Origin of the sequence: Streptomyces sp. NPDC085927 (assembly GCF_044540975.1) — a bacterium.
In the GTDB taxonomy this organism is placed as follows: Bacteria; Actinomycetota; Actinomycetes; order Streptomycetales; family Streptomycetaceae; genus Streptomyces; species Streptomyces hirsutus.
The window spans coordinates 1-21514 of sequence record NZ_JBITSN010000031.1 but is presented as its reverse complement, the minus strand read 5'-3'; the positions used below and the strand labels follow the sequence as shown (position 1 = coordinate 21514).

General features: G+C 72.0%; 16 protein-coding genes. 8 read left to right on the top strand and 8 right to left on the bottom strand.

From position 1 onward, the window contains the following. Positions 1 to 320: 320 nt before the first annotated feature. Positions 321 to 1115, top strand: coding sequence for an Rv3235 family protein (locus ACIF80_RS36825; RefSeq protein ID WP_399813233.1), 795 nt, complete (start codon positions 321 to 323; stop codon positions 1113 to 1115). 169 nt (positions 1116 to 1284) lie between these two features. Here ACIF80_RS36825 and secA read toward each other — a convergent pair whose 3' ends face one another. Next, positions 1285 to 4128: a preprotein translocase subunit SecA gene (secA, locus tag ACIF80_RS36820; RefSeq protein WP_399813230.1), complete on the bottom strand. Its 2844-nt coding sequence runs from the start codon at positions 4126 to 4128 to the stop codon at positions 1285 to 1287. A 278-nt stretch (positions 4129 to 4406) separates the two neighbouring features. On the opposite strand from secA, the gene ACIF80_RS36815 reads away from it, so the two are divergent. Beyond that, positions 4407 to 4976, top strand: coding sequence for a GNAT family N-acetyltransferase (locus ACIF80_RS36815; RefSeq protein ID WP_399813228.1), 570 nt, complete (start codon positions 4407 to 4409; stop codon positions 4974 to 4976). 476 nt (positions 4977 to 5452) lie between these two features. Next, a complete protein-coding gene (locus tag ACIF80_RS36810) occupies positions 5453 to 6640 on the top strand; it encodes a winged helix-turn-helix domain-containing protein (protein ID WP_399813225.1) in 1188 nt (395 codons plus the stop codon). A 6-nt stretch (positions 6641 to 6646) separates the two neighbouring features. Here the strand turns inward: ACIF80_RS36810 and ACIF80_RS36805 are convergent, their stop codons facing one another. The 7 genes from ACIF80_RS36805 to mtnA form a co-directional block, all read right to left on the bottom strand. Further along, the gene (locus ACIF80_RS36805; RefSeq protein ID WP_399813222.1) at positions 6647 to 7417 is read right to left on the bottom strand and encodes a response regulator; all 771 of its coding nucleotides are present in this window, start codon (positions 7415 to 7417) and stop codon (positions 6647 to 6649) included. A gap of 207 nt (positions 7418 to 7624) precedes the next feature. After that, entirely contained in the window at positions 7625 to 8317 is a 693-nt protein-coding gene (gene hpf, locus ACIF80_RS36800; RefSeq protein WP_399813220.1) for a ribosome hibernation-promoting factor, HPF/YfiA family, read from the bottom strand. A gap of 311 nt (positions 8318 to 8628) precedes the next feature. Next, entirely contained in the window at positions 8629 to 9648 is a 1020-nt protein-coding gene (locus ACIF80_RS36795; RefSeq protein WP_399813217.1) for a ComF family protein, read from the bottom strand. Positions 9649 to 9781: 133 nt separating this feature from the next. Then, complete coding sequence (locus ACIF80_RS36790) at positions 9782 to 11647, bottom strand: LpqB family beta-propeller domain-containing protein (RefSeq protein ID WP_399813215.1); 1866 nt, start codon at positions 11645 to 11647, stop codon at positions 9782 to 9784. Continuing rightward, positions 11637 to 13796 (bottom strand): MtrAB system histidine kinase MtrB, encoded by a 2160-nt coding sequence (mtrB, locus tag ACIF80_RS36785; protein ID WP_399813212.1) that lies wholly within the window; start codon positions 13794 to 13796, stop codon positions 11637 to 11639. The genes ACIF80_RS36790 and mtrB overlap by 11 nt, the downstream gene beginning before the upstream one ends. Position 13797: 1 nt before the next feature. Beyond that, on the bottom strand, positions 13798 to 14487 hold the full coding sequence (gene mtrA, locus ACIF80_RS36780) for a two-component system response regulator MtrA (protein ID WP_193478414.1): 690 nt from the start codon (positions 14485 to 14487) through the stop codon (positions 13798 to 13800). Between the two features lie 4 nt (positions 14488 to 14491). Continuing rightward, positions 14492 to 15640, bottom strand: a complete 1149-nt coding sequence (gene mtnA, locus ACIF80_RS36775) for an S-methyl-5-thioribose-1-phosphate isomerase (RefSeq protein WP_399813209.1) — start codon at positions 15638 to 15640, stop codon at positions 14492 to 14494. 138 nt (positions 15641 to 15778) lie between these two features. Between mtnA and ACIF80_RS36770 the strand changes: the two genes are divergently transcribed. Genes ACIF80_RS36770 through ACIF80_RS36750 form a run of 5 tightly spaced genes read left to right on the top strand, consistent with a single transcriptional unit; the run spans position 15779 to position 21377 of the window. Continuing rightward, positions 15779 to 17098: a hypothetical protein gene (locus ACIF80_RS36770; RefSeq protein WP_399813206.1), complete on the top strand. Its 1320-nt coding sequence runs from the start codon at positions 15779 to 15781 to the stop codon at positions 17096 to 17098. A 52-nt stretch (positions 17099 to 17150) separates the two neighbouring features. Beyond that, positions 17151 to 17885, top strand: a complete 735-nt coding sequence (locus tag ACIF80_RS36765; protein WP_399813243.1) for a DUF4129 domain-containing protein — start codon at positions 17151 to 17153, stop codon at positions 17883 to 17885. Further along, on the top strand, positions 17882 to 19078 hold the full coding sequence (locus ACIF80_RS36760) for a DUF4350 domain-containing protein (RefSeq protein ID WP_399813203.1): 1197 nt from the start codon (positions 17882 to 17884) through the stop codon (positions 19076 to 19078). Before ACIF80_RS36765 ends, ACIF80_RS36760 begins: the two co-directional genes overlap by 4 nt. Beyond that, positions 19078 to 20067 carry an AAA family ATPase gene (locus ACIF80_RS36755; protein WP_399813241.1) on the top strand — a complete coding sequence of 330 codons (990 nt, stop codon included), beginning with the start codon at positions 19078 to 19080 and terminating at the stop codon, positions 20065 to 20067. Before ACIF80_RS36760 ends, ACIF80_RS36755 begins: the two co-directional genes overlap by 1 nt. Next, positions 20067 to 21377 (top strand): DUF58 domain-containing protein, encoded by a 1311-nt coding sequence (locus ACIF80_RS36750; RefSeq protein ID WP_399813200.1) that lies wholly within the window; start codon positions 20067 to 20069, stop codon positions 21375 to 21377. The genes ACIF80_RS36755 and ACIF80_RS36750 overlap by 1 nt, the downstream gene beginning before the upstream one ends. Positions 21378 to 21514 lie beyond the last annotated feature (137 nt).

The window sequence follows — 21514 nt, the reverse complement described above, 5'->3', positions numbered from 1 at the left end:
CGGGACACCTCTGGGGGGCGGCCGCATCCGGCCGGGTGAGCCTTCAGGGTACGTGCGGCGTCCCCCATCGGGTTCCTGCCCACCCCCTCGGCGGTGTCCACCCCGTGCCCGGGATTCACCCGGCCCGCCCGCCCACGGACTGGGGCGACCGGCCGTCATTCACTCGGATAAGTGAATCCTCCCGCTGCCCCGGCACGGCTCACGGCGCCTTGCCGTCGCCCTCCGCCGCCCCGTACAAGATCCCCAACCACGAAGTTACCGCCTGGTATCACCCCGGTCCCCCGGTCGGCGGTGACGCCCGGCCCGTCGAACGGGGTCCCATGAACAAGGTCATGACCAGGGCTCAGCACCGCGCCGGTACGCGTCCTCCCGGCCGCCGCGACACGCGCCGCCCGACCGGCACCACCCCTCCTCCCCGCATCCCTTCGGGTGGCGCCGTCCCCGCCCCGTCCCCCGGCGAGGGCCGCCCCTCTCCCTCGCCCGGCGCCGCCTCCACCCGTCCCGCCGACAGCCGCCCGCCGTCCTTCACCGCGACGGCCCCGGCGGCGCCCGGACGCCCTCGTCCCCTGCCGCTGTCCACCGGCCCCGCGCGGGAAGCCTCCGTACGCGCCGCGAGGGCCGTCCCGGCCCGGGCCCAGCGTCCCGCCGCACCCCGGCCGCCGCACCTCACCGCCGTCCTCGCGTCGCCGGCCGTCCCCGCGTCGCCCATCCGTCCCGCACCTGCTCCGGCCGTCCCCCGGGTGCCCGCTCAGACACCTCGCCGGCCCGTTCCACAGCCCCGCCCCACCGACCACTTCGCCGAGCTGCTCCTCGCCGTCCTGAGCGGTCAGCGGCCCGTCCACTCCATGCTCCGGCACACCGCGGGCCGCGCCTACGACGAGCTGGCGGACCTCGCCGAGCGCGGTCCGCTGCGCACCCGCGGTACCCGTCCGGTCGTGCGCGACATCGGCTACTACGTCCCCCGCGAGGGCGCCCTCGAGGTGTTCGCCCGGATCGGCGCGGGCGACCGGCTGCGGGCCATGGCCTTCCGTCTGGAACAGGGCCACGACCTGCGCTGGCGCTGCACCGCCGTGGAACTGGGCGGCCCCCGCCCGCCCCGTCCGCACGACCGCTGAGCCCAGCGCCCCACCGCCAGGCGCGCCCCACCGCCGGGCGCACCCCGGCACCGGGCCCGTACGCCCCCGTCAGGTCCCGTACGACGCCCGAGGGCCGGGCACCCCTGGGGTGCCCGGCCCTCGGCCCGTCTCCGCCGGCAGCTCACCGCTCCCGGCGGAGCCGCGGTCACTACTTCTTGCGGCGGCGTCCGCCCCGCGCCTGCTTGCGGCGCTCGGCGCGCGTGAGGCCGTCGGCCTCGGAGCGCACCGGCTCGTCATCGGCGAACTCGCCCTCGACGGTGCCGCCCTCGCCGTCCACCGTCGGCGCGGAGAAGTGCAGGTTCCGCCGCTGCGGGGCGTCGAGCCCCTTGGCGCGGATCTCCGGCCGGGCACCCGCCTGCGCGGGCACCGCGTCCTGCTTCTCCAGGTCGGCCACCGGCTTGACGTCCTCGACCGGGACCTCCTCGACCTGCTGCTCGACCTGGACCTCCAGGTTGAACAGGTAGCCGACGGACTCCTCCTTGATGCCGTCCATCATCGCGGTGAACATGTCGAAGCCCTCGCGCTGGTACTCGACCAGGGGGTCCTTCTGCGCCATCGCGCGCAGGCCGATGCCCTCCTGGAGGTAGTCCATCTCGTAGAGGTGCTCGCGCCACTTGCGGTCCAGGACCGACAGCACGACGCGGCGCTCCAGCTCACGCATGATCTCCGAGCCGAGCTGCGCCTCACGCTGCTCGTACTGCTCGCGGATGTCGTCCTTGATGGTGTCGCCGATGTACTCGGCCGTCAGCCCGGCCCGGTCGCCGGCCTCCTCCTCGAGCTCCTCGACGGTGATCCTGGTGGGGTAGAGCTGCTTGAAGGCGCCCCACAGCCGGTCCAGGTCCCAGTCCTCGGGGAAGCCCTCGGCCGTCTCCGCCTGGACGTAGGCGTCGATGGTGTCGTCCATGAAGTGGTGGATCTGCTCCTGCAGGTCCTCGCCCTCCAGGACGCGGCGCCGCTCGCCGTAGATGACCTCGCGCTGGCGGTTGAGGACCTCGTCGTACTTCAGGACGTTCTTACGGGTCTCGAAGTTCTGCGTCTCGACCTGCGACTGGGCCGACGCGATCGCGCGCGTGACCATCTTGTTCTCGATCGGCACGTCGTCCGGGACGTTCGCCATGGACATCACGCGCTCGACCATCTGGGCCTTGAACAGGCGCATCAGGTCGTCGCCGAGCGACAGGTAGAAGCGGGACTCGCCGGGGTCGCCCTGACGGCCGGAACGGCCGCGCAGCTGGTTGTCGATCCGCCGCGACTCGTGCCGCTCGGTGCCGAGCACGTAGAGCCCGCCGAGCCGCTCGACCTCGTCCTTCTCGGCCTTGACCGCGTCCTCGGCCCGCGTGAGCGCCTCCGGCAGGGCGTGCGCCCACTCCTCGATGTGCTCCTCGGGGTCGAGGCCGCGCTGGCGCAGCTCCGCCTCGGCGAGGTCCTCGGGGTTGCCGCCCAGCTTGATGTCCGTACCACGGCCGGCCATGTTGGTGGCCACGGTGACGGCGCCCCTGCGGCCGGCCTGGGCGACGATCGTCGCCTCACGGTCGTGGTGCTTGGCGTTCAGCACCTCGTGCTGGATGCCGCGCTTGCTGAGCTGCTGCGAGAGGTACTCGGACTTCTCCACCGAGGTGGTGCCGACCAGGATCGGCTGACCCTTGCCGTGCTTCTCCTCGATGTCGTCGACGACGGCCTCGAACTTGGCGACCTCGGTGCGGTAGATCAGGTCCGCCTGGTCCTTGCGGATCATGTCCCGGTTGGTCGGGATGGGCACCACGCCGAGCTTGTAGATCTGGTGGAACTCGGCGGCCTCGGTCATCGCCGTACCGGTCATGCCGGACAGGCCGGGCTGTTCCTTGCCCTCGTGGTCGCTGCGCTTGTAGAGGCGGAAGAAGTTCTGGAGGGTGATGGTGGCGAGCGTCTGGTTCTCGTCCTTGATCGGCACCGCCTCCTTCGCCTCGATCGCCTGGTGCATGCCCTCGTTGTAGCGGCGGCCCGCGAGGATACGGCCGGTGTGCTCGTCGACGATCATGACCTCGTCGTCGATGAGCACGTAGTCCTTGTCGCGCTTGAAGAGCTCCTTCGCCTTGATGGCGTTGTTCAGGTAGCCCACCAGCGGGGTGTTGACCGACTCGTAGAGGTTGTCGATGCCCAGCCAGTCCTCGACCTTGGCGACTCCGGACTCGTGGATGGCGACCGTGCGCTTCTTCTCGTCGACCTCGTAGTCGCCGGTCTCCTCGATGCCCTTGAGGGGGTTGCCGGGCTCGCCGCGCTTGAGGCGCTTGACCAGCTTGGCGAAGTCCCCGTACCACTTGGTGGCCTGGTCGGCCGGGCCGGAGATGATCAACGGCGTACGGGCCTCGTCGATGAGGATCGAGTCGACCTCGTCGACGATGGCGAAGTTGTGACCGCGCTGGACCAGCTCGTCCTTGGACCACGCCATGTTGTCGCGCAGGTAGTCGAAGCCGAACTCGTTGTTCGTGCCGTAGGTGATGTCGTAGCCGTACTGCTCGCGGCGCTGGGCCGGCGTCATGTTGGCCAGGATGCAGCCGACGTCCAGGCCGAGGAACTTGTGGACGCGGCCCATCATCTCGGAGTCGCGCTCGGCCAGGTAGTCGTTGACGGTGATGATGTGGACGCCCTTGCCGGAGAGCGCGTTGAGGTACGCGGGCAGGGTGCCGACGAGGGTCTTGCCCTCACCGGTCTTCATCTCGGCCACGTACCCCATGTGCAGGGCGGCACCGCCCATGATCTGCACGTCGTAGTGCCGCTGGCCCAGGACGCGCTTGGCGGCCTCACGGACGGTGGCGAAGGCCTCGGGGAGCAGGTCGTCCAGGCTCTCGCCGTCGGCGTACCGCTGCTTGTACTCGTCGGTGAGGGCCCGCAGCTCGGCGTCGGAGAGGTCGACGAAGTCCTCTTCGATGGAGTTGACCTGGCCCGCGATGCGGTGCAGCTTGCGCAGGATCTTGCCTTCGCCTGCACGCATGATCTTGGAGAGGACGGACACGGGGGGTGGTCTCCTTGCCGGTCGGGCCTGGGACGGTCGGTTTCCATTTCATTGCTGAGCAACGGCCATCGTATGCGAGGACCCCACCACGCCGGGAGGCCTGCCGTGACCGTGACCGCGCACAGCGTCATATCTGTTTCACGGCCGCTTTCGAAGGAACAACGTCCATACCCTCCGGATGGTGCCGCCCCGCCCGTCGAACAACGCGAAGAGTGACTCTTTCCTCACGTACGGCAAAGAGTTGGCGCCGCCCTCTCCTCCGTGAGCAGAATCGGCCGATGGACCCCGTCACCCTCACCACCGGCCGTCTTCTGCTGCGCACGGTCGGCCCCCAGGACGCCGACGCCGTGTACGCCGCCTGCCAGGACTCCGACATCCAGCGCTGGACCACGGTCCCCTCCCCGTACCTTCCCGAGCACGCGCGGGGCTTCACGGAACAGATGGTCCCGGACGGCTGGGCGAGCGGCTCGATGTTCACCTTCGGCGTCTTCCTCCCCTCCGGGGAGCTCACCGGCATGCTCGGCATCACCATGCGGTCCCTGGGAGTGGGGGAGATCGGCTACTGGGGCGTCAAGGAGCACCGCGGGCACGGCTACATCACCGAGGCCGCGCTCGCCGTGTCGCGCTGGGCCTTCACGAAGATGTCCGTCGACCGCGTGGAATGGCGCGCCGAGGTCGGCAACCGGGCCTCCCGCGCGGTGGCGGAACGGGCGGGCTTCGTCCTCGAGGGCACCCTGCGCTCCTCCCTCAACAACAAGGGGGTACTGCGCGACTGCTGGATCGGCTCCCTGCTCCCGTCCGACCTGGGCCTCGCATCGACGGCCCCCTACCTGCCCGCCAAGGAGTGACGCCCTCCGGACCCGGTCCGACCTCCGGATCACTCCGGCCCGGCCTTTGAGCCGCTCCGGCCCGGCCTTTGAGCCGCTCCGGCCCGGCCTCCGGGTCGCTCCGGCCCGGCCTTCAGGTCCCCGGGTCAGGCCTTCAGGTCGCTCCGGTCCGGCCTTCAGGTCCCCGGGTCAGGCCTTCAGGTCGCTCCGGTCCGGCCTTCGGGTCCCTGGGTCCGGCCTCCGGGCCGGTCTGCGGGCCTCCCTGGTCCGATCCCTGGACGATCTCCGGTCCGGATCAGGAGCGGCAAGCGGGCAGGACGCTGCCCTGATCGTCCCCGGGCCGCGGTGCCCGCCCAGGGTCCGATGGCCCGTCAGGCGGATCGTGCCGGAGCCCCTGTCCGGACAAGCACCCCCGCCCGCCTCCGGCCTTGATCCGCCGGGCAGGCCCCAGCCCGCCGCCCGGCCGTTGTCAGTGCCGCCCTCTATCGTGCGGACGTATGACGACCCTCCCTCGTCCGTCCACGGACCTCTCGGCAGCCGAGGCCCGCCGCATCGCCCTGCGCGCCCAGGGCTTCCTGGGCGCCCCCGACCGCCGCTCCGGTGTCCGGGGGGTCCTGCGTCACCTGGGTGCGGTGCAGCTCGACACCATCTCCGTCCTCGCCCGCTCCCACGAGCTGATCCCCTACGCCCGTCTCGGGGCCGTCGGCCGGGCGGCGGTCGAGGACACGTACTGGAAGTCCGGGGCCGAGCCGCCGCGCGCGTTCGAGTACTGGTCGCACGCGGCCTGCCTGCTGCCGATCGAGGAATGGCCGCACTTCGCCTTCCGCCGCCGCGCCTACCGCGCCCGCCCCCACTGGAACCACGAACTGCCCGACGGCGCCTACGACCAGGTCGTCAAGCAGCTCCGCGCCCAGGGCCCGCTCACGGCGACCGACCTGGGCGGCGCGAAGCGCACCAGCGAGTGGTGGGACTGGTCCGGCGCCAAGGTCGCCGTCGAGCGGGCCCTGATGTACGGCGAGGTGGTGTGCGTCGAGCGCCGCGGCTGGAAGCGGGTCTACGACCTCGCCGAGCGCGCGATCCCGAAGTCCCTGCTGCACGACGAGCTGGACGACGCCGAGTGCCTGCGCCGACTGGTCCGCCTGGCCGGCAGGTCACTCGGCGTCGGCACCCGCGCGGACCTCGCCGACTACCACCGGCTCAAGGGGGAGCAGGTCGACGCGGTGATCGCCGACTCGGGCCTGGTGCCGGTCGCGGTCGAAGGCTGGTCCAAGCCGGCCTGGGCCGATCCGGAGGCCCTCGCCACGCCCCCGCGCGGACGCCACCGTACGACGCTGCTGTCCCCGTTCGACTCCCTGGTCTGGGAACGGGCGCGCACCGAGCGGATCTTCGGCTTCACCCACCGGCTGGAGGCCTACGTGCCGAAGCCGAAGCGGGTGCACGGCTACTTCGCGATGCCCGTGCTCGCCGGGGGCCGGCTCGTCGGCCGCGTCGACCCGGCCCGCGAGGGCCGCACCCTGGTGGCGAAGCAGATCACGCTGGACGGCCCCCAGGCGGTCCCCGCCGTCGCACAGGCCCTGATCGAGGCGGCGGGCTGGGTGGACTGCACGGACGTCCGCGTGGAGCGGGTCGACGCGCCGGAGTTGCGCGAGCCGCTCACCGCGGAGCTGTCCCGCGCCTTCGCCTGACACCGCTCAGCGGATCTCGAGGATCTTCTCCCGCATCGCGTAGACCACCGCCTCCATCCTGGAGTGCAGCTGCAGCTTCTCCAGGATGTTGCGCACATGGTTCTTCACGGTGTTCTCGGAGATGAACAGCTCCTTGGCGATGTCCCGGTTGTTCATCCCCGTGGCGACGAGCTTGAGCACTTCGAGTTCACGGTCCGTCAGCCGGGGCGCGGGCACCAGCCGGCGCTCGTCGGTGCGCTGGATCATCGACTTGAACTCGGTGAGCAGCTTCGACGCCATGGACGGGCTGATCTGCGACTGCCCGTCGGCCACTGCCCGGATGGCGGTGGCCACCTCGTCCGTGGAGATCTCCTTGAGGAGGTAACCGGTCGCGCCCGCCTTGATGGCGTCGTAGAGGTCGGCCTCCTCGTCGCTGATCGTCAGCATGATGATCTTCGCACTGGGGGCCACCTCCTTGATGGAGGTGCACGCCTCGATACCGCCCCGCTTGGGCATCCGCACATCCATCAGGACGATGTCCGGCAGCAGGTCGGCGGCCTTCTCCACCGCTTCCGCGCCGTCCCCCGCCTCGCCGACGACCTGGATGTCCTCCTCGGCCGCGAGCACGATCTCCAGACCGCGACGGAACAGCGCGTGGTCGTCCACCACGAGGACTCTGATCGGCTCCCGGTCCGCCTCCTTCGCCGGCTCCCCGTACCGGGAGCCCGCGTCCGGCCCCATGCCGGTGCCGCCGCCGTCGGAGTCCCCTCCACGCATCGGTCCGAAGCTGTCCGCCATCGTTCCTCCCCCTGAAGGCTGTGGCCTGTGGTCCTGAGCCATCGCCAACCCAAGGCAACGGCCCACCGTTTGGGCCGTTGCCGCCATGATTCCATGCCCGGACGGCACCGGGGTGACAGCTCGGTGTGCGAAGTGGTCGCACACCGGTGCCCCTGGGGGCGCACATGCGCGCACCAGGGGCACCGGTCCAGCTGTGACTCGGCTCGGTCAGCCGCCGAGCGTCCCGCCCGCCTCGGGAGCATGCGGCTGCGTGACCATGGTGTCCGTGCTGAGGTGGATCACGCCGTAGTCGTAGGCGTGCCGTCGGTAGACGACACTGGGTTCCTTGGTCTCGGAATCGACGAACAGATAGAAGTCGTGCCCGACCAGCTCCATCTCGTAGAGCGCCTGGTCCAGGGTCATGGGGGCTGCCACGTGGGTCTTCTCGCGGACGATGAGGGGCCCCTCGCCCTGCACCTCCAGCGAACCGATCTTCTTGGTGGGGACGGCCTCCGACGTCTCGTCGGCGGCCAGTGCCCCCGTCCCGTTGAGTGTCGCCGCGTCGGGGACGTGGGCGGGGACCTCCGCTGCCGAGATCCTGCGCGCTCCGCGCCGTGAGTAACGCTTGTCGTGCTGCTTGCGCAGCCGGGCGTCCAGCTTCTCCGCTGCCAGGTCGAGCGCCGCGTACGGGTCGCCCGCCGCTGCCTCCGCCCGGATCACCGGACCGCGGGAATGGAGCGTGATCTCCACTCGGGCACTGCGGTCGGCCTGTCGGGGGTTGGGCTCCTTGGACACCTCGACGTCGAGGCTGATCACCTTGCCGTCGAGCTTCTGGATCTTCTCCAGCTTCAGCTTCTCGGCCACGTGCTTCCGGAACCGCTCGGGCACCTCGGTCTTGCGGCCCTTGACGACGATGTCCACGCAGAACTCCGTTCCCGGATCACTCCGCCTCGCTGCGGAGCGTCTCCCTTTTGCACCAGGATCCGGTCAGCACCGGAACCTCGGACTCGGCGACTTCCGCCTCCTCCCCCATGGGCGAGATCTCCAGTCCACCGGCCCGGGTGATTATGAAAAACCCGCAGCACGGCATTCCGATTCGAGAGGTGTGGCCTGCGGCTTTCCCTCACGACCGAACATATCTCGCCCGGACGGATGTCGTCACCCTCTCCTACCGCATACCTCCGTTCAGGTGAATTAATGCTCTCACTACCTGCAACGATGCAAGTTCCCCGTCAGTTCCGGTTTATTTCGAAAGAATCCGGTGAAGCCGCAACAATCGCAGCGCACTTGACGTCAATGGGCCGGTCGGCCCTGTCCGTACCCGACGTACCCACTGACCGCCCGGACCGCCGACCCGCCCTCACGTGAGCCGGTCCGTTTCGTTGTTCCCCTCTCCTTTCCCACCTTCCACCTCTGTACACGAACGCGGGCGCCGAAATACTCGAATCGGCCCCGGGATCCGCTTGTACCCGCACCTGTGCGCCCACTCCCGTACGCACCTCCGCACGCGTTCGCATGCACGCTCGCGTACGCGTCCCGGTGGAGACCGGGTGATCCACCGCGTCCGGGGCCCGCATCACGGTCCGCACCGCCCGCGCGGCCTCCGCCAGCGACGCCCCGGTGGTCATCAGGTCGTCCACGAGGACGACCTGCCCACCGCGCAACAGCCGGCCGCAGCCCGGCGCCACCGCCAGCGCGCCGGCGAGATTGGCCAGCCGCTGCCGGGCGTCGAGTCCCGACTGGTCGGCCACTCCGCGCCGCTGCCGCAGCGCGGGAAGCACTGAAGCGGGTACCCCCTGCCGCCGCAGCACACCCGCCGCCGCCCGGGCGATCCGCAGGGCCGGGTCATGGCCACGGGCCCGCACGGCCCGTGGCGCGGACGGCACGGGCACCAGCAGCACCGTGCCGTGCTCGCCGTGGTCCGGCCCCGCCGGCCCGCCCGGGCCCGGCCTCGTCACCTCCCGCAGCCCCGCGCGCACCGCTCCCGCCAGGGCTTCGCCCAGCGGCCGGGTCAGGGCCAGCGCACCGCGTTCCTTGTGGGCCAGCAGCGCGGCGCGCACCTCGTCCGTGTACCGGGCCGCGGCGTGCGTCACCGGCAGTCCGGCCGGCTCCGGCTCGGGCCGCACCCGGCGAGGCGCGGCACCGCTCAGCGCCGTACGGCACCGGGTGCACAGCACCGCACGGGGCCTGCCGCATCCGCCGCACTCGGCAGGAAGCACCAGGTCGGAAAGGTCCTGCCACCAACCCCGCATGACCCCACTGTGCCAAGGCCCACCGCACCCGGCCACCCCTGTGGAAAACTCCACCGGCCCCGCCCGGCGCGCCCGGCTCTCGGCCGGTGACTTCGGCCCCGCCCGGCGCGCCCGGCTCTCGGCCGGTGAGCGCTCACCCCGGATAGACCGGCGCGATCCCTTCCGTCACCTTCTGCCACTGGGCTCCCGAGGGCAGCCGGACGATCCCGTCCACCGAGTGCGCCACCAGCGGCATCTGTTCGTCGGCGGACGCGGTGACCGCCTCGACTCCGGTCAGGGCGGCGGGCTGCGGGACCTCCGGTACGGAGCCGTCGACCTCGACGTACCGCATCTGCTCCACCCCTCCCTCCTCGCGCCCGACCACGACGAGCCGGCTGTCGCCGGTCCACGACATGGCGGTGACCTTCTCCAACTCGGGCGTCGCGGGCCGCATCTGCAGCACGGTGACGGTGGGCCGCGCGCCGGTCTTCTCGGCCGGCCCGGCCGGTCCCTCCTGGCCGTTCGTCCCGCTCCGCTCGATCCGTCCGATCATCAGCGAGCGCCGGTCGCCCTTCGCCACGACGAGCGCGATCCTGACCCCGTCGGCGGCCACCCGGACCGCCTGGATACGCCCGTCCAGACCTGGAGTGCGCACCTCCAGCGGCTCGCCCTCACCCTCCTCGAGGAGGAACAGCCGCGGATCGGCGGGGTCCCGGTCGGCCACCCACAGGCCGCCCTGCGCGTCCCAGCTGGGCGCGGTCAGCCGGTCGTCCTCGGACTTGCCCCGGCTGCTCAGCACGGGCTCCCCGAGCGAACCGCCCGGCACGATCGATCCGACGTACAGCGACCCCCCGTCGAGCGCGACCCCGGCCGCCATGCGTTCGTCCCGCGAGACGGCCACCGACCGCAGCGAGGTCTCACCCTCGCCGAGCGCTCCGGGCACCGGTTCCGGCTGGGTGGCCTCGTTGTCGGCGGGGATCCGCACCAGCCGGTGCTCCCCGTCGACGAAGTACAGGTAGTCGGGGCTGTTCAACGAACCCCGGTCGGCCACGGTCCCGGTGGCCTCCTGGCTCAGCGAGCACAGCTGCCTCCCGTCGGCCCGCAGCTCGACCTCGTCCACGGCGGGGCTGAGGTTGCGCAGCGTGAACAGCAGCTGGGCGGCCATCTCCTTGCACTGCTTGGTGCCGGTGCCGGCCGCCTTGCCGTTGAGCGGCACGGTCAGCTTGCCGCGGTCGTCCGCCGTCAGCGGTCCGGCGTCCTCGCGCAGCGCCACGCCCTCGGGGAAGCTCGACCTGACGACCGGGTCCAGCCAGGCCGTGGGCCCGCCCAGGAGGGAACGCACCATCTGGGTGGTGGGCTCCACATGGCTGCGGACGTACACCGGGTCGGCGACCGCCATCGGCGGCCCGTCCGCGGCGGCCCTCACGCTGTTCGAGGCGAAGTAGTACTTACTGACGGACATGTAGTTGCGCTGGAAGTCCGACTTCCCCATGACGACGCCCTGCGGCACCCCGTCGATGCGCCACTGCCCGCTCTTCGCGTCCTGCGTGAGATGCACGAGCTTGTCGTACGACCCGGTGGCGGACGCGTACGCCTGCTGCGCGTCCACGGTGGCGACCTTCTCGCCGGTCAGGGTGAAGGAGACCTCGCCGGATTCCTCCCGGCCCGGCGGGTCGGCCTGCGCGCCCGGCCCGTCCGCCAGCACCGTGGTGGACAGCTCGGGTTTCCAGGCCTCGGCCGCCTCGGCGGTCAGATACTGGCGCGCGGTCCTGTAGTCCGGATCGTCGCTCGTCAGCGCCTCGAGGAAGCCCTGCACGATCTGTGTGGGCGGCGCGTCCTCGCTCGGCGGCATCGCGAACACCCGCACCTGCGCGTCCTGCCGGGGCGTGGACTCCACGCCCCGCAGATCCCCGCTGTCGGGCATCGAGGCGCACCCGGCCAGCAGTACGGCACCGCTGGTGGCGTACGCGATCATCCGTGCCGGCGTCCTTCGGCCGCGTCCTGCGCGCTCACCGCCCACGCGAAGCCTCCCCCTGCCTGTCCCCGAGGCCGTCGAGCCCCTCCAGGCCGTCCACATCGTCCAGGCCGTCCAGCTCGTCCAGTTCATCCAGTTCGTCCACGTCACCCGCGTCGGCAGGCGCCGCGTCCCCGGTGGCCGGTCCCGCCGGATTCTCCCGGGGCGGCGCGCCCGCGGCCGGCCGCGACACCACGCGCGCGCCGTTGCCGGGCAGCGCCGTCGGGTCGGCCGTGGGTGTCACGGCGGCCGACAGCGGGCCGAGCGGATCGCGGGCCGCGCGGGCCGAGCCCTCGGTGTCCGCGGACGGTGCGGGCAGGGTGGCCCGCTTCTCGCCGTCCCCGCCGCCCTGCGGCGCACCGGCGTCGTCGAGTCCGCGGTTGCGCCGCGAGTCCCTGGGCTCCAGCGGTATCGGAGAGCCCCGCAGCGGCTCGTCCGCCGTCCGGGGCAGGGTCAGCCGGAACTGCGAGCCGCCGCCCGGCTCGCCCCATGCCTGGAGCCAGCCGCCGTGCAACCGCGCGTCCTCCAGGGCGATGGACAGCCCCAGCCCGGTGCCGCCCGTGGTCCGTGCGCGTGCCGGGTCCGCCCGCCAGAAACGGCTGAAGACCCGGGTCGCCTCACCGGGCTTGAGCCCGACGCCGTAGTCCCGCACCGCGATCGCGACCGCCCCGCCCGCCGCGGCGAGCTTGACGACGACGTCCTTGCCGTCGCCGTGCTCCACGGCGTTGACGACGAGGTTGCGCAGGACGCGCTCCACGCGCCGGGTGTCGGCCTCGGCGACGACGGGCTGCTGGTCGCCGACCACCTTGATCTGCGTGCCCTTGCGCTCGGCGAGCGGCTCGGCCCCGCTGACCACACGCCGTACGACGATCCGCAGGTCGACCGGCTCCGCCTCCAGGGCGGCCGCGCCCGCGTCGAAGCGGCTGATCTCCAGCAGGTCCGAGAGCAGTGACTCGAACCGGTCGATCTGGTCGGCGAGCAGTTCGGCCGACCGGGCGGTCACCGGGTCGAAGTCCTCACGCGCCTCATGGATGACGTCCGCCGCCATCCGTACGGTCGTCAGCGGTGTCCGCAGTTCGTGGGACACGTCCGACACGAACCGGCGCTGCATCCGCGACAGGTCCTCGAGCTGGTTGATCTTCAGCTGGAGGTTCTGCGCCATCTTGTTGAAGGCCTCGCCGAGCCGCGCGATGTCGTCCTCGCCGGTGACCTTCATCCGTTCCTGGAGCCGTCCGGCGGACAGCCGCTCCGCGATCCCGGCCGCCATCCGCACCGGCGTCACGACCTGCCGCACCACGAGCCAGGCGATGGCCCCGAGGAGGACGACGACGAACAGACCGGCGGTCGCCAGCGTGCCCTTGACCAGGCTCAGCGACTTCTCCTCCTGCGTCAGCGGGAAGAGGTAGTACAGCTGGTACGGATCACCGTTGGGGTCGTTGACCTGTTTGCCGATGACCAGACCGGGCTGGGAGTCGGCGCCGTCGCTGTAGACGATCCGCGTGTACCGCTGCGCGGCCCCGGTGCTGTCGTCGATCCGGTCCCGCAGATTGCCGGGCACGCTCGCCGCCGGGTCGACGTGTCCCGAGGCGCGCGGACCGCGCCCGCCGCCGCTCTCGTCGCCCATGGGCAGGGTGACCACGTCGAAGGCCCCCTGGCCGCCGCTGGAGAGCGACTCCACGAGGTCGCTCATCCACTGGATGACGCTCTGCGAGGACCGGCCGTCCACCGCGGACGTGTCCTCGCCGGTGCCGCTCGCGGCCTCGTCGGCCTGCTGCTTGGCCACCGCGAACCCGCCGGTGGCCTGGCTCTGGGACGCCTTCACCTTGGCGTCCAGCAGGCCGTTGCGCACCTGGCCGATGACGACGAAGCCCAGCAGCAGGACCACGCCCAGCGACATCAGCAGCGTGGTGACGACGACCTTGAGCTGGATGTTGCGCCGCCACAGCCGCATGACGGGCAGCAGCGGCCGGCGCACCCAGCGCACGAACAGGCGGATGACCGGGCTGCCCTGGACTCCGCCCTGGAGCAGCCCGCCCTCCCGGGGTCGCCCCCAGCGGGAACGCCCCGAGGAGCGGCCCCGGGACGTCCGGCCGACAGGCCGCTCCGGTCGGTCCCCGGACCGGCCGGAGCCCGAAGCGGCGCTGTCACCGGACATGTCAGCTCGGTCCTGCCTTGTAGCCGACGCCACGGACGGTCACCACGATCTCCGGCTTCTCCGGGTCCTTCTCGACCTTGGAGCGCAGCCGCTGGACATGGACGTTCACCAGCCGGGTGTCGGCCGCGTGGCGGTACCCCCAGACCTGCTCGAGGAGCACCTCGCGCGTGAACACCTGCCAGGGCTTGCGGGCCAGCGCGACCAGCAGGTCGAACTCCAGCGGGGTCAGCGCGATCGACTGCCCCTCCCGCTTCACGGAGTGCCCGGCCACGTCGATCACCAGGTCGCCGATGGCGAGCTGTTCCGGCGCCGGCTCCTCCGACCTGCGCAGCCGCGCCCGGATCCGGGCGACCAGCTCCTTCGGCTTGAACGGCTTGACGATGTAGTCGTCGGCGCCGGACTCCAGGCCGACCACGACATCGACGGTGTCGCTCTTCGCCGTGAGCATCACGATCGGCACCCCGGACTCCGCCCTGATCAGGCGGCACACCTCGATACCGTCCCGGCCCGGCAGCATCAGATCCAGCAGCACCAGATCGGGCTTGGCCTCACGGAAAGCGGCCAGCGCCTTGTCACCGTCGGCTACGAAAGACGGCTCAAAACCTTCACCACGCAGCACAATGCCGAGCATCTCGGCCAGTGCGGTGTCGTCGTCGACGACAAGGACTCGTCCCTTCATAAACGACATCATCCCATTAGCTATTCGTGACCTGGCGTGACCTGGCACACAGTGCGGCCAGGGCCTCTGCCGTCACGGGTGAGACGGCACCTTCCTCCGTGACGATCGCCGTGACCAATTCCGGTGGTGTCACGTCGAACGCCGGGTTGTACGCCTGGGTCCCCAGGGGTGCCACAAGAATCCCGCCTCCCGCTTCGGTTCCGGCCATCGGCACCTGCGGTGCCGTGACCTCGGTCACTTCATGGCCGGGGCGCTGCTCGACCTCGATGGACGCCCCGTCCGGTGTGCGGGGATCGACCGTCGTCACCGGTGCCACCACTATGAACGGCACGTGGTGGTACCGCGCGAGCACGGCGAGCGGATAGCTCCCCACCTTGTTCGCCACCGAACCGTCGGCCGCGATGCGGTCCGCCCCTATCAGTACCGCGTCCACCTCACCCGCCGCGAACAGCGATCCCGCCGCACTGTCGGTGAGCAGCGTGTACGCCATGCCGCTGCGGGCGGCCTCGTATGCCGTCAGGCGAGCACCTTGCAGCAACGGGCGCGTTTCGTCCACCCACAGCCGCCTGAGCCTGCCCGCCCGGTGCGCGGCCAGCGCCACCGCGAACGCCGTGCCCTCACCGCCCGACACCAGCGAACCGGTGTTGCAGTGGGTGAGGATCCGGTGCCCGCCACCGGGCATCAGCTCGTCCAGCAGCGCCAGCCCGTGCCGGGCCATCCGGGCGCTGGCCTCGGCGTCCTCGCGGTGCAGCTGCCGTGCCGCGGCCAGCGCGGCCCCGGCCGCCTCCCGGAGATCGCCACCGCGGGCGAGAGCACCCTGGTGGGCACTCAGGGCCCGGCGCACCCCCACCCCGAGGTTCACCGCGGTGGGCCGGGCACCCTCCAGCGCGGCGGCGGCGTCGTCCACGTCGAAGCCCCGTACGGCGGCGAGGGCGACGCCGTACGCCCCGGCGATGCCCAGCAGTGGCGCACCACGCACGGCGAGCGAGCGGATCGCCTCCACGAGCGCGGGGGCGTCCGTGCAGACGAGCTCCACCTCCTCGGCCGGCAGCCTGGTCTGGTCGAGCAGCACCAGGACGGGCCCTTCCGGTGGTTCCTCCCAGCGGATCACCGGGATGTCGGTCGGCCGCTTGTGATCGCCATTGTGCGCGTACTGATCAGCCATGCGGCCAGTCTGCCTTCTGGAACGTGGACAATTGAAGGCACAGTCCTCACCTCGGCCGGTCCGTCGTCGACCACCCCATGGCACGATGGCAGCGAACCTGCCGCCGCGACCGCGGACGGGCACCGTGAAGGAGCGACGATGAACGACACTCCGGGCTGGGCTTCGCCCGGATCCGCCCCCTCCGAAGGGCAGGGGCCGGGTGCGTCCGGGTCTGCCGAGCCCGCAGAGCGCCCGAACCCCGAGCAGCCCGCCCCGCAGGGGCCGGGCTGGTCGAAGGAACAGCCGCCGAGCCAGTGGTCCGCGCCCACCGGCCGACCCGGCGCAACGGACCCCGGCCGGACTCCCCCACAGCCTCCGCCGGGCTGGGGCGCCCCGCCCCCCGGCGGGCCCGGATACGGCGGGCCCGGGGGACAAGGCGGCTACGGCGGTCCCGGCGGCTACGGGTCCTGGGGAGGAGGCTGGGGCGGTCCCCCGCCCGCGGCCAAGCCCGGTGTGATCCCGCTCCGTCCGCTCGGCGTGGGCGAGATCCTCGACGGCGCGGTCTCCACCATGCGCACCCACTGGCGCACGGTCCTCGGCATCGCGCTGACCGTCGCCGTCCTCACCGAGATCGTCGTCGTCCTCGTCCAGGGGTTCTTCCTGGACAGCCCCAGCTCCGCCGCCCTCAGCGACCCGAGCGCCACCTTCGACGAGCTGACCGCCGCCATGGGCGACTCCCTGATCAACAGCGGGATCGTCTACGTCGTCACCCTGATCGGCACCATCGCCGCCACCGCTCTGCTCACCACCGTCACCAGCCGCGCCGTACTCGGCACGTCGGTCACCGCCGCCGAGGCCTGGCGCGACGCCCGCCCCCAGGTCCTGAGGCTGTTCGGCCTGATCTGCCTGCTGTTGCTCATCACCGTGGCCGTCGTCGCGGTGGGCGCGCTGCCGGGCATCGTCATGGCCGCCACGGTCGGCGGTGCGGGCGCGGTGGTACTCAGCGTCCTGGGCATCCTCGGCGCCGGCATCGTCGCCCTGTGGCTGATGATCCGCTACTCGCTGGCCTCTCCGACGCTGATGCTGGAGAAGCAGGGCGTCCTGAAGGCGATGAGCCGTTCCGCGAAGCTGGTGCGCGGCTCCTGGTGGCGGATCTTCGGCATCCAGCTGCTCGCGATGATCATCGCGGGCTTCGTCGCGTCGATCATCGTCATCCCCTTCACCGTGATCGCCATGACCGTCACCGACGGCGGCGTCACCGGCTTCCTCAACAGCGCCGGCGGCGACATCGGCTGGACGTTCCTCATCATCACCGGGGTCGGCGCGGTCGTCGGCTCCATGATCACGTACCCGATCCAGGCCGGCGTCGCCGTGCTCCTCTACATCGACCAGCGCATCCGCCGCGAGGCCCTCGACCTCGAACTGGGCCGCGCCGCCGGCATCCAGGGCTACGGGCCCGGCGCCGTTCCGGGGAGCTGACGGGGTGCACACCGTGGGGGGAGTGCTCACCGTACTCATATCGGCGCAGACACTGCCCGAAGCCGCCGGCAGCGCAGTCCCGGCGCTGTTGCGCGGTGACGGCGAGCCGCCCGTCACCATCCCGCGTGACCCCGCGCGGGAGGCGGCCCGACGCGAACTGTCCAAGCAGATGTACCACGAGAACGACCCCAGCTGGTTCCAGCGGGCCCTGAACGCCTTCTGGGAATGGGTCAGCAAGCTGTTCGACGCCGCCTCCACCGCGGCGCCCGGCGGTACGCTCGGGCTGATCGTCATCGTCGTCGCCGTGCTCGCCGTCCTGGGGGCCCTGTGGTGGCGCCTGGGGACCCCACGCCGGGGACCGGCCTCCGCTCCCGTGCTGTTCGACGACCGCCCCCGCAGCGCCGCCGAGCACCGCGCGGCCGCCGAGGCGCACGCCGTCCAGGGCCACTGGAACCAGGCCGTCCAGGAACGCATGCGTGCCGTCGTCCGCGCCCTGGAGGAACGCGCTCTGCTCGACCTCCACCCCGGCCGCACCGCCGACGAGGCCGCCGCGGAAGCCGGCCGCGCCCTGCCCGCCCACACCGGCCGGCTGCACACCGCGGCCCGGAACTTCGACGACGTGACATACGGCGGCCGCACCGCGACGGAAGAGTCGTACCGGCAGATCACCGAACTCGACCGCGACCTGGAACGGACCAAACCCCGGCTCGCGAGCACCTCCGCCGGTGACCGGAACCACAGCGACAGCGCCACGGACGACAACGCCCGCCAGGGAGCCGCCGGATGACGACCGAGGTACCGCTCCCCTCCACCTCGGCCTCGCCCACCGCACGCCAGGTGTGGACCCGCGCGCGAGGTGTCGTCCTCGCGCTCGCGCTGCTGGTCGTGGCCGCCGTCGTCATCGCCGTGGTCCGCTCCGGCGCCCAGCACGGCGAACTCGACCCGCGCTCCGCCGACCCCCTCGGCAGCCGCGCGGTCGCCGAACTCCTGGCCGACCGCGGTGTGGACACGCGCGTGGTCACCACCCTGGAAGAGGCGTCGGCCGCCGCGAAACCCGACACGACCCTCCTGGTCGCCGCCCCCGACCTCCTGACGCACCGCCAGCAGTCGCGGCTGCACTCCGCCTTCGCCGACTCCGGCGGCCGCACCGTCCTGGTCTCCTCCGGCAGCGCGTCCGTCGACCGGCTCGCCCCGGGCGTCGTCGCCGACCCGGCCACCAGCTTCGGCTCCACCCTCGACCCGGTCTGCACCCTGCCCGCCGCCCGCAGCGCGGGCACCGCCGACACAGGCGGCATCCGCTACACCACCACCCATCTCGACGCCGACGAGTGCTACCCCAGTGAGCGCCTGGCCACCCTCGTGCGCGTCCCGGCGGCCTCCGGGACCGGCGACACGGTCCTCCTCGGCGCCCCCGACATTCTCCTCAACGACCGCCTCGACGAGCACGGCAATGCCTCGCTCGCCCTCCAGCTCCTCGGCTCCCACCCTCATCTGGTCTGGTACCTCCCCTCCCTCGCCGATGCCTCCGCCGCCGCCGAAGAGGGCGAACGCGGCTTCTTCGACCTGCTCCCCTCCGGCTGGCTCTGGGGCACCGCGCAGCTCTTCGTCGCGGCGGCCCTGGCCGCCCTGTGGCGGGCACGCCGGCTCGGCCCGCTCGTGCCCGAAAGACTCCCCGTCGCGATCCGCGCCTCCGAAACCGTCGAAGGCCGCGCCCGTCTCTACCGCAAGGCGAACGCCCGCGACCGCGCGGCCACCGCTCTCCGCTCCACCACCCGCACGCGCCTCGCCCCCCTCGCAGGCATCCCCGTGTCCCAGGCACACACGCCCGAGACCCTGCTTCCCGCCCTGTCCACCCGCCTCCACGGCGACGGGCAGTCCCTGCACGATCTCCTGTTCGGCCCGCCACCCGGCGACGACGCAGCTCTGACAGCCCTCGCCGACCGACTCGACGCCCTCGAAAGAGAGGTACGCCGTCCATGATGGACCCGACCACTGACAACGCCGCGCACACCGGGGACCCGGCCGCCGCCCGTGCCTCCCTGGAAGCCCTGCGCGCCGAGATCGCCAAAGCCGTGGTCGGCCAGGACCCCGCTGTCACCGGCCTCGCCGTCGCCCTGCTGTGCCGCGGGCACGTCCTCCTCGAAGGCGTCCCCGGTGTCGCCAAGACCCTGCTCGTCCGCACCCTCGCCGCCGCCCTGGACCTCGACACCAAGCGCGTCCAGTTCACCCCCGACCTGATGCCGAGCGACGTCACCGGCTCCCTGGTCTACGACGCCCGCACCTCCGAGTTCTCCTTCCAGCCCGGCCCGGTCTTCACCAACCTCCTCCTCGCGGACGAGATCAACCGCACGCCCCCGAAGACCCAGGCGTCCCTTCTGGAGGCCATGGAGGAGCGCCAGGTCACCGTCGACGGCACCCCCCGCCTCCTCCCCGACCCCTTCCTGGTCGCCGCCACCCAGAACCCCGTGGAGTACGAGGGCACCTACCCCCTCCCCGAAGCCCAGCTCGACCGCTTCCTCCTCAAACTCACGATCCCGCTGCCCTCCCGGCAGGACGAGATCGACGTCCTCACCCGCCACACCGAGGGCTTCAACCCCCAGGACCTGCGCGCCGCCGGCGTACGCCCCGTCGCGACCGCCGCCGACCTGGAAACGGCCCGCGCCGCGGTCGCGAAGACGACGGTCTCCCCCGAGATCACCGCCTACGTCGTCGACATCTGCCGCGCCACGCGCGAGTCGCCGTCCCTCTCCCTCGGCGTCTCCCCCCGAGGAGCCACCGCCCTCCTGTCCACCGCCCGCGCCTGGGCCTGGCTGACGGGACGCGACTACGTCATCCCCGACGACGTGAAGGCTCTCGCCCTCCCCACCCTCCGCCACCGTGTACAGCTCCGGCCGGAGGCCGAGATGGAAGGCGTCACGACCGACTCGGTCATCAACGCGATCCTCACCCACGTCCCCGTCCCCCGCTGATGGCCCTCACCGGACGCGCCGCCCTCCTGGCGGCACTCGGCTCTCTCCCCGTCGGCCTCTGGGAACCGGGCTGGACGGGCCTCCTCGCCGTCAATGCCCCCCTGGCGGTGGCCTGTGCCTGCGACTTCGCCCTGGCCGCCCCCGTGCGCCGGCTCGGCCTCAGCCGCTCCGGCGACACCTCGGTACGCCTGGGCGACACCGCCGACATCACCCTGACGGTCACCAACACGTCCCGTCGCCCGCTCCGGGCCCGTATCCGTGACGCCTGGCCCCCCAGCAGCTGGCAGCCGGGCACCGAGGTGGCGGCCTCCCGGCACCGTCTCACGGTCCCCGCGGGTGAGCGCCGGCGCATCACCACCCGGCTGCGCCCGACCCGCCGGGGCGACCGCCGGGCCGACCGCGTCACCGTCCGGTCCTACGGTCCGCTCGGCCTGTTCGCCCGCCAGGGCGCCCACGTGATCCCCTGGACGGTCCGTGTGCTGCCGCCGTTCACCAGCCGCAAGCACCTGCCGTCCAAGCTGGCCCGCCTGCGCGAACTGGACGGCCGCACCAGCGTCCTCACCCGCGGCGAAGGCACGGAGTTCGACAGCCTGCGCGCGTACGTCCCCGGCGACGACACCCGCTCCATCGACTGGCGTGCCACAGCCCGCCAGTCCGCCGTGGCCGTACGTACGTGGCGCCCCGAGCGCGACCGGCACATCCTGCTGGTCCTCGACACCGGCCGCACCTCCGCGGGCCGGGTCGGCGACGTCCCCCGCCTGGACGCCTCCATGGATGCGGCGCTGCTCCTCGCAGCCCTTGCCTCCCGGGCCGGCGACCGCGTCGACCTCCTCGCCCACGACCGCCGCCTCCGCGCCCTCGTACAGGGCCGCTCGGCAGGGGACGTCCTCCCCTCCCTGGTCAACGCCATGGCCACCCTCGAACCGGAACTCGTCGAGACCGACGCCCGAAGCCTCACGTCCACGGCCCTGCGCACAGCCCCTCGCCGCTCCCTGATCGTCCTGTTCACGACGCTCGACGCGGCGCCCATCGAGGAGGGCCTGCTCCCCGTGCTGGCCCAGCTCACCCAGCGCCACACGGTCCTGCTCGCCTCGGTCGCCGACCCGCACCTGGCCCAGATGTCCAAGGCCCGCGGAAACGCCGACGCAGTGTACGAGGCAGCGGCAGCCGCCCAGGCCCAGACCGAACGCGACCGCACCGCGGACCAGCTCCGCCGCCACGGCGTCACGGTCGTCGAAGCGACCCCGGACAACCTGGCACCGGCCCTGGCGGACGCCTACCTCGCCCTGAAGGCAGCGGGACGCCTCTGAGGAAGAAGGGCAGAAAGAAAAAGAAAGGGGCCCAAGGCCCCTCTAAACGCGGAAAGCCCCGTGCCGAATGGCACGGGGCTTTCCCCTTCTAAGAATTGTTCGGCGGCGTCCTACTCTCCCACAGGGTCCCCCCTGCA

What these genes read in the sequence shown, in the direction of transcription:
- ACIF80_RS36825 (WP_399813233.1), top strand. Translation starts at nt 321, where the DNA reads ATGAACAAGGTCATGACCAGGGCTCAGCACCGCGCCGGTACGCGTCCT.
- ACIF80_RS36815 (WP_399813228.1), top strand. Translation starts at nt 4,407, where the DNA reads ATGGACCCCGTCACCCTCACCACCGGCCGTCTTCTGCTGCGCACGGTC.
- ACIF80_RS36810 (WP_399813225.1), top strand. Translation starts at nt 5,453, where the DNA reads ATGACGACCCTCCCTCGTCCGTCCACGGACCTCTCGGCAGCCGAGGCC.
- ACIF80_RS36805 (WP_399813222.1), bottom strand. Translation starts at nt 7,417, where the DNA reads ATGGCGGACAGCTTCGGACCGATGCGTGGAGGGGACTCCGACGGCGGC.
- ACIF80_RS36795 (WP_399813217.1), bottom strand. Translation starts at nt 9,648, where the DNA reads ATGCGGGGTTGGTGGCAGGACCTTTCCGACCTGGTGCTTCCTGCCGAG.
- mtrB (WP_399813212.1), bottom strand. Translation starts at nt 13,796, where the DNA reads ATGTCCGGTGACAGCGCCGCTTCGGGCTCCGGCCGGTCCGGGGACCGA.
- mtrA (WP_193478414.1), bottom strand. Translation starts at nt 14,487, where the DNA reads ATGATGTCGTTTATGAAGGGACGAGTCCTTGTCGTCGACGACGACACC.
- mtnA (WP_399813209.1), bottom strand. Translation starts at nt 15,640, where the DNA reads ATGGCTGATCAGTACGCGCACAATGGCGATCACAAGCGGCCGACCGAC.
- ACIF80_RS36770 (WP_399813206.1), top strand. Translation starts at nt 15,779, where the DNA reads ATGAACGACACTCCGGGCTGGGCTTCGCCCGGATCCGCCCCCTCCGAA.
- ACIF80_RS36760 (WP_399813203.1), top strand. Translation starts at nt 17,882, where the DNA reads ATGACGACCGAGGTACCGCTCCCCTCCACCTCGGCCTCGCCCACCGCA.
- ACIF80_RS36755 (WP_399813241.1), top strand. Translation starts at nt 19,078, where the DNA reads ATGGACCCGACCACTGACAACGCCGCGCACACCGGGGACCCGGCCGCC.
- ACIF80_RS36750 (WP_399813200.1), top strand. Translation starts at nt 20,067, where the DNA reads ATGGCCCTCACCGGACGCGCCGCCCTCCTGGCGGCACTCGGCTCTCTC.